This is a genomic window from Sphingomonas faeni (assembly GCF_003053745.1).
GTDB lineage: Bacteria > Pseudomonadota > Alphaproteobacteria > Sphingomonadales > Sphingomonadaceae > Sphingomonas > Sphingomonas faeni.
Map to the genome: position 1 here is coordinate 1 of NZ_QAYE01000024.1, position 8267 is coordinate 8267.

An 8267-nucleotide genomic window follows, 5' to 3' on the forward strand; every position below is an offset into this window, starting at 1 on the left:
CACTCGCTACGACCGCTGCCCAACCGTCTTCTTCTCTGCCGTCGCGCTCGCGGCCACTGTCATCTTCTGGCTATGACCAATGAGTCCTGACCCTAGAGAAATATGAGATTTAGCTGTTCCACCGGTTTCATGCGCCAAAACACGCTAAATAAGCTGTGCGCCAAAGCTGGTCCGTGTCGGGGGCCCAACCGGTGGACCTCCTGACTCAACCCAATGTGAGGTGGAGATCGCTCGACTGCCAACCGTCGATGACCTTCCCGCTTAGTTCTGATCTATTACCCTATCCGAGATCGATAAGAATCGTATATTAATATCTAATGATAGATCTGTTACTAACAAATCATTATAGGTCACTTACTAAAACCATATATTTCGGTGATAACGTCGTCAAATAAGCTTCTTAGGCGAGATATCGTTTCATCTGATAAAATTAAGTCTTTTCCGTTTTCTATATCAAAAACTTGTCGGCTTTGAATTAGGTATTTTATCCAACGCGTACACGTTTCTACATTAGCGCCTAACTTATGAATTACCTCAGACTTGGATAATATTCTATTTTCTGCGTGGGCAACAAATAGGGTAAGCAAAATTATCCATGCGTGGTCATTAAACATATTACTAGGAAATAGCACATTACGATTCAGACGCGCAGATAGTATCATCTTTGCTATTTGCGCTCGCCGCTCATCACCATGCATTTGCCGCATATGATCTAGATTAGTAATCTAGTATATAATCTAGATTAATTGGAGCAATTATTCGACGTAGTACGTTTTACTTTTGGGGATGCCTTTTGTACTAGTTGTCCTATAAATCTTAGGATTGAATACCGTTAATGTCCTGACGGTAAATTACCTCAGCTCCACCACCTCGATCGGAGGGAGCGACGCCACTTGGCAACCGCCAGTGAGCCCTGGCCTGCCATAGTTTTGGGGGAGATATGGTTGCAGACCCTTAGCCGGCTGGTCAGTGAGATACTCCGATTTTTCGCTGTCCATTTCGCGACATGGCATAGATTGAATTGTCGAATGTCACGCCTACGGGCTGCGAACTATGCCTTTTTGCAAGATGATCTGATATTTCTCTGCATATGTCCTCTTTGTAAAAGAAATGCTCTCGCAACTCAAAAATTAATATGTCAACGTTGGCAAAATATCTATACACCGCGGGACTGGTAATATTTGCTTTCTTAGCAATATCACCAAGTTTTAGAGATGCAGTTCCGGTCATCTCAATAGTGCTTAGAGCTATATCTAGCAATTGAAGACGGCGCCTAACGTAGGTCATTCGTGTATGCGATCGAATACCAGGGGAAAATCTCACCATATAAATGGTCCCTCGATAAAATTACGGTATTGCGTCATCATTGCAATAAGAGTTGTATCATCTGCCCAAAGCCTCGCGGCCCAAAGCCCGACTGGCTGCAACTATACCCGCATCTGCCGCCTTACCGAGCAAGCTCCGACCGCGGATCGGGTCTTTCACGATCCCGGTGCCATTGAGGTACGCCAGGCCAAGAACGTACTCAGCTTGGGCATTACCGGCATTTGATGCGACGGTGATGAACCGGATGCCTTCCTCCGCTTCGCCATTCGCGATCAAGGTCAGCCCCAGGCGCAAGGCTGCTTCTCTGTGGCCTAACGCCGCCGCAAGCCGATAATATCTCATTGCGCGGTCTGGCGATTGATTTTCGATGCTGCGGCCGAGCTGATACAGCTGTTCGGATTCATTCAGCGTTTGGTCGACCGGCGTCGGCGTCGGTGCCTGCTTTCTCCATGTCCCGGAAGGCTTTCCGCTCGAACGCTCATACGTGCGCCAGAGGATAGTGGTACCGACCGCCAGGTCGACTTTTGCCGCCCCACTGCGCCCGCCATCGGCCATCAAAAATCGAGTAGGTATCCCGCCTTTTACCGACCTCGTAGCGGTCACAAAGCCTTTCGCCTCAAGCTGCGCGACAACGGCCATCTGATAATAGCCTTGAGGTTCACCGACGATCAAGACGGCCCCCGGCTTTACCAAAGCTGCCACTTCTCGCGCCGTGTCTTCGGCAAAGACGTGCGCGTCGACGGGGGGCGTTTGAGCCGTGCTGACCGAAACAGGTGCCGCCAGAAGCGCGGCAGCGAGGCGTAACGTGGGCTTGCACCAGGCCAAGCCGTTAGGTCCGCCGCGTCGGATCACACAACGGTTCCGCCGTCCTGACGTCATCCCGCACCTACCCGGTCGGCACATGCCGACGTCTGCCAAACAACCCGCAGCACGATCGGCCGACGGCTAGCCAGCGGCCCCTGCTGGGGAGTTCCGAAGACCACCTGCATCCGGCAGCGCATCGGGTCGTCGCCTGTTGCCGTAAGATTCAGGATGTAATTGAATGTGCGCGTCATGGTCTCGCCGAAATGCGGCGCGCCGACGATGCGGTAGACTGCGTCCTTGTCCATACCTGGCACAATCAATCTGACCATTGAAGGCTGGATGACGATGCCCTTTTTCCGATCATAAGCGGACTTTGTCTTGAACGCGCTGCCATCGACGAGTGGTCGTGGGGATGGCGCAGACATAGTGGGGACTTGGGAAAAGGCCGCGCCCTTTGGTACGAGGAGGCTCGCCGGCGCGGCCAAGGCAAGGATCAAACTGACATACTGCTTCATGATGGTTCTCCGCTGGAGGAGCGGGTCACGTGACGCGACCCGCTATTAGTCAGAACTGGTACCCGATGCCTGCGTTGGCACCGCTGTTTCCACGCGTGTCGCGGTTGACGCCGGCCTTCAGAATGGTGTGGCCGTCGTCGAAGATCCGCGAAACGCCAACTGCGAAGGCGGCCTGACCACGGTATGTACCAACGCCTCCCGCAACGAGGCTCTTGCCCGGTTCGAAGGCCTGGGGAAGCGCCGCTGAAGCCAACGCTCCGGCCGTGCCAGCGTTTGCGTCACGCTTGTAGGTCTGTAGATCGAAGTTGACCGCGTTGATCCGTACGTCGGTATACTCATTAGCTGCTGCCAACGTGCTCGCCAGTCCGGATCCCAGTTGCCCGACGTTGACAGCGTCGGTCGCCAAGGTACCTGCGGCAACGTTGCGAAGGGCGACCGGCGATCCGCCGCTGTTCAGCGTGACCCCAGTGCGCGTTGCATCATCATATTGCACTGCGCTTTGCCCAAGTGTCGCGAGCGCTAGGTTGGTGGCGGCAAGCTGGCCACCATTGACCGCCTCTGTCGAACCGGCTGCGAGTAGACCGGCTGCGACGTTCGCCAGCGTCTGTGCGGCGCCTGGGGCAGCGCCTGAAGCGCCTGCCGCCACTAAGTTAAGCCGGTCGCCAGTGCCAGGGCGCTGAACGGCTCCGATCGTGCTGCCGCCTACAATAGTGGTAAGTGCTGAGATGCTGCTGTTGGTAGCGGCAAGCTGCGAACCGTTTACCGCATCAGTCGATCCGGCAGCAATTGACCCCGCCGCGACGTTCGTCACCGTTTTCCCGCCAGCATTGATCCCCGTGGTCGTAAGGCTCGGTCCGCCAGCGATTGTGAGACCGGCTGCGTTGATGACCGTGCCACCGGTCGTCAGACTGTCAGCCACCAGGTTCGGGTTGGTCGCGATCGTAAGATCGGTACCGCTCTGACTGATCGAGATGTTGTTACCCGCCGTGATCGTCTGCCGCGTGCCAGGTGCGACGTTGGCAACCGCGGTGCCCGTGACCGTCCCCGTCCCGGTCCGAGCGGTGGTGATGTCAAAGCCCCGGTTTGCGGTCGCGGCCGCGTTGGTGATGGCGGTGTTGTAGTTGTCGAACGCGCCTTGCACGGTCGTCGCGGTCGTACCCCCAGCAGTGGTGTAGGTCGGCCCGGTATAGGTACCGTCGGGGTTGACGGTACCGCCGATGACGCCCGCAAACTGTCCTTGGACGCCTCTCAACTGGCTGACGTTGACCGCATCGGTCGCAGCGGTACCCGCGGCAAGGTTGCCGAGCGTCTGGAGCGCGCCAGGTGCCGCACCCGTGCTGCCCGGCGCGACCAGCGCCAGCCGGTTGGCCGTGCCACTCTGCTGGACCGGACCGATCGTGCCGCTGGCGATGCTGTTGCCGAGGTTGGTGATCGCCGTGGTGTTGCCGGCGATGGCGCCGGTGTTCGTCGCAACCTGCTGGTTGGTGGCAAACAACTGCGCGCCGTTGACCGCCTCGGTCGAGGTGGCACTCAGCTCGCCCTGATGAAGGTTGCCGATCGTCGTGCCGCCCGTCACGCCACCATCGGTCGAAGCGACGCCTGCAAGCGTCGTGCGTGTCTTGGCCGCGTCATCATACTGCACCGAGTTGTCGGCGACGGCACCGATTGCCTGGAGCTGGCCCAGATTGACGGCATCCGTTGTTGCAACGCCAGCTGCAACGTTGGCGATCACCTGATTGCCAGCATTGATCCCAGCGGTGGTGACGCTGGGGCCGCCTGCGATGGTCAGCCCTGTTGCGCCCAACGTGGATGCCCCGTTCGTGAAGCCGGCCGTGTTGATCACCGTACCGCCGGTCGTCAGGCTGTCGGCCACCAGGTTCGGGTTGGTGGCGATCGTCAGATCGGTCCCGTTCTGCGCGATTGCGATGTTGTTGCCCGCCGTGATCGTCTGCCGGGCGCCCGGTGCGACGTTGGCAATCGCGGTACCAGTCACCGTACCCGTGCCCGTCTGGGCAGTGGTGACGTCGAAGCCGCGGTTTGCGACAGCGGCCGTGTTGGTGATGGCGGTGTTGTAGTTATCGAATGCGCCTTGCACCGTGGTAGCGGTCGTCCCGCCCGTCGTCGCGTAGGTTGGCCCGGTGTAGGTACCGTCTGGATTGACGGTACCGCCGATGACGCCTGCGAACTGGTTCTGCACGCCCGTCAGCTGGCTGACGTTGACCGCGTCGGTCGCCGCTGCGCCCGCAGAAACGTTGGTAATCCGACGTTCGGCACCCGCTCTACCGATGGACACCTCCGACGTTGGGGCCGCAGCACCAGTGGCATAACCGACACCTGTAGGTGCAGCAGTACCTGTGCGAGAACCTGCACCGAGCGCTAGCGAATTGTCATAGAGGGCCCTTGCGGTGTTGCCGATGGCAACACCGAACGTGCCGGGTGCCTGGGCATCGGAGCCGATCGCGATCCCGTAGTCCCCGGTAACGATGGATCCACTGCCGATTGCCAGACCAAGGAGGCCGGACGACCGTGCAAGTGTACCAATCGCAACCGCGGCCTGCGCACTAGCGTTCGTGTTCTGGCCAATCGCAGTCGCGCCACCGCCGCTTGCCTGGGCGTTGTTGCCGAAGGCCAGTGCGTTCGCGCCCGATGCCGTAGCCGTCAGGCCCAGCGCCGCAGACGATGTGCCCGACGCGACGGCATTGAGACCAATTGCGGCGCCGTTCGTGCCGCTTGCAGTCGCCGCGTTGCCGAGTGCGAGTGCATTGGCGGCCGTGGCGCTGCTGCCACCGCCGACAACGATGCCACCCGCAGCAGTCACTGTGCTACCGTTGCCCGCGACGATCGCGTTCTGCGCATTCACCGTGTTGGTGTTGCCGAACACGGCAGAGCCCGACGCATTGGCAGTACTTGCCAATATGTTGTTGGAGCCGTGGACGTTTATACGGTTGCCGTTGCCGGCTGTGTTCGGCCCGTTCACCGTGTTGTCGTTGCCGGTCACGAACGTGCCGTCGCCGTTAATGATGTTGGGGTCGCCGACCGCGTATGAGGCAGTGCCGGTGACGACGTTGCCGGTACCGAAAGCGCCTGAGCGAGCACCGGTCACCTGGTTATTGTAGCCGACCGCAGTGCTGCTCTGCGAATTGGCGACGCTGGCGGTACCGATCGCGACGCTATTTGCGCCCGCCGCGCGCGCACCGCTCTGGACGACACCGCCAACCGTGCTGCCGTCGCCTCCACCAAGCGCAACGCTGTACGCACCGGTTGCCTGCGATGCGCCCGGAGAGAGGAAGCCACCGGTGGCACCACCCAGCGCCAAGGCACCGATACCGCTCGCATTGGCGCTCTGCCCCAGCGCGATTGCGCCGTTGGCTGCTGATGTGGATTGACGTCCGATCGCGATCGAAGTCAGTCCAGTAGCAGTGGCAGCGTTTCCTACCGCGATGGATCCGTCGCCTGACGCGATCGTCTGGAAATCATCGCGCACGCCGATCGCGATCGAATTTTGAACGGTAGCCTTCGCACCCGAGCCAAGCGCCGTCGAGGCTTCAACGGCTCTGCTCGCGCTGCCTAGGGCTGTGCCCCCGGTCGATGTCGAATTCTCGCCGATCGCGACCGCATTAAAGTTGACCGCAGCGTTCGTCGCACTGGCGCCGGTACCGATCGCAATATTGTTGGTGCTTGAAGCGGTCGCTGAGTCGCCGATTGCAATCGCCGAGCTCGCTGCGGCTCTGGATCCCGATCCGACTGCCACGGCACGGATACCCGATGCCGTGGCCCCGGCGACGGCGACAGGGGTGGTCGCTCCGCCTTGCGCGACAATATCACGGCCACCAATTGCAACCGAGTTCGATCCCGAGGCGATGGCGGAGAGTCCCGTAGCCGTCGCGCGGGTCGATGCGCTAGCTCCGTACCCTACGGCAACACCACCATCGCCCGTCGCCGACGAATAGGCACCTAGGGCCGTGACACCAAATTTAGCCCCACCGTTTGCGCTGCATCCTAGCACACTTGAATAGGTGCCGTCGCCGTCGACTGGGTTCGTCTCCGCCGGGCGTGGAATGCCGTCAGGCCCCGTGTCAGCGCCAGAGTTGCATGCTCCCGTGCTGTTGTAGGTGTTTGCGCCGGCGGTCGTTGGATACATCAACCCGATGCCGAGCGCTCCTACGGCCAGCATAGCTGCGACGGGCAGGTTCGCGTAGAGTGCTTTGGAGATGATTTCCGCCCGGCCACCGGGCCCCCCCGCCGGCAGAGCAGCCGCCATACTATTCAGACGTAACGGTGAGGCGTTGGCCAAATTGGCTGAAGATTGCTTGTTGGCCTGTTTCCCTCGGGCCTTATCGAGAGCTGTCGACCGCCGTGCAAGACGGTTCTGTTGGCTTATGGTTGCAACGTTATGGCGCTCGGTGGTCATTGGCTGTCTCCAATTTCGGTTGAAGTATTGTTCCGAACAAGCGCGGACGATCGACCGGAGGCTCTACGAGCGTTCGGTGCCGGGCTTTCGGTAGATGTCCTTGGGATTCAGATGTTAATGCGCGGGCGGCGAGTGCCGTTGATCACAAGGCGCAGGCAATATTTGATAGGCGACGCTCAGGCGATACGCATGCGAGGCGCATCGCTCTGACCGTCATTGTGCGTAAGTGGTGGTCAAGTCGACGACCACACACGTACCAGTCCCAGTAGGGACCAGAAGCGTTTCCGTGGGTCCCTGTTGCATGACAGTTACTCCAACAAGTTGCCCTCTTGCCTGAGCGCGTGTCGTCATCGCATTGCGCACAGCATCACAAGACAAAGGGCTCGGTACGACCTGCACCGCAACTAAATCGCACCGCCCGGGCGAAACTGGCGTTGCAACGATCGTGCTTACACCTGACGGGATCGGTTCTTTCTCTGGGTAGCGTTGCGCGACTACGACGTTCACACTACGCTGATCGCCGCCTTTCGGGTTCCAGTTCGATAGCGTGTCATATTGACTGGCTCCCGCAAGTATTGTTGCACCAGCTGCGTTTATCTGTGGGGCGCATGCTGCCACGCCATTTTGCCGAAGTCGAACTGCAATGTCGGACAGTCGGTTCGATGGGGCAATGGTGTTGGACTTTACCGTGCTCGTTTTTGCAATATCACCCTTAGAAGGTAACGTGGCAGCATTCGCATCCGCTGATACTGTAGAGAACAGGATGTTTGCTATTATGAGCATCACGCCCCCATAGATTTTGCAATGACCAAACCCGTACATTGGCACCTCCATCACCATCATCTTCCCCGGCCAACTGCACATCTACGATGTTACATTTCGCATGCCGAATCGGACTGACAAATGTCATATGTGATGGTTCTGAGCTTTCACGATTAACGGGATTTTAAAAAACCAGATCAGCGCTAATTTAGCGCTCTGATCGATAGATCTAGTCGTTTTGGGTTGAACGAAAGGTCGTAATTTAGCCATTCAACGCGGCCATGGATGATTTTCAGGTCTTCCCATCCGCGTCGGATCCGCAACGATCGATCTGCTGCCGAACCTTAAGCCCACTAGGGCTCAAACCCAATCAGGCTATTGATTTGAAGAGGGCTTCCTGATTCACAGAGCGTGTGACGATGGAGGCGGTAGATGGCGTTGTTCTGGTT

General features: G+C 58.6%; 5 protein-coding genes and 1 pseudogene. All 6 read right to left on the reverse strand.

The genetic code is table 11. The features are described 5' to 3' along the window. Positions 1-350: 350 nt before the first annotated feature. On the reverse strand, positions 351-698 hold the full coding sequence (locus tag C8J25_RS20550) for a hypothetical protein (RefSeq protein WP_146173443.1): 348 nt from the start codon (positions 696-698) through the stop codon (positions 351-353). A 268-nt stretch (positions 699-966) separates the two neighbouring features. Continuing rightward, the gene (locus C8J25_RS21415) at positions 967-1326 is read right to left on the reverse strand and encodes a TetR/AcrR family transcriptional regulator (RefSeq protein ID WP_107956100.1); all 360 of its coding nucleotides are present in this window, start codon (positions 1324-1326) and stop codon (positions 967-969) included. A 57-nt stretch (positions 1327-1383) separates the two neighbouring features. Further along, positions 1384-2151 (reverse strand): tetratricopeptide repeat protein, encoded by a 768-nt coding sequence (locus tag C8J25_RS20010; RefSeq protein ID WP_167397791.1) that lies wholly within the window; start codon positions 2149-2151, stop codon positions 1384-1386. Between the two features lie 50 nt (positions 2152-2201). Then, positions 2202-2645 (reverse strand): outer membrane protein assembly factor BamE domain-containing protein, encoded by a 444-nt coding sequence (gene bamE, locus C8J25_RS20015; protein ID WP_107956102.1) that lies wholly within the window; start codon positions 2643-2645, stop codon positions 2202-2204. 49 nt (positions 2646-2694) lie between these two features. Then, a complete protein-coding gene (locus tag C8J25_RS20020; protein WP_244187250.1) occupies positions 2695-6129 on the reverse strand; it encodes a beta strand repeat-containing protein in 3435 nt (1144 codons plus the stop codon). Beyond that, positions 6130-7056, reverse strand: a pseudogene (locus C8J25_RS21420) (hypothetical protein); the annotation flags it as partial. Positions 7057-8267 lie beyond the last annotated feature (1211 nt).

Coding starts and splice junctions, on each gene's coding strand:
- C8J25_RS20550 (WP_146173443.1), bottom strand. CDS start 698: ATGCATGGTGATGAGCGGCGAGCGCAAATAGCAAAGATGATACTATCT.
- C8J25_RS21415 (WP_107956100.1), bottom strand. CDS start 1,326: ATGGTGAGATTTTCCCCTGGTATTCGATCGCATACACGAATGACCTAC.
- bamE (WP_107956102.1), bottom strand. CDS start 2,645: ATGAAGCAGTATGTCAGTTTGATCCTTGCCTTGGCCGCGCCGGCGAGC.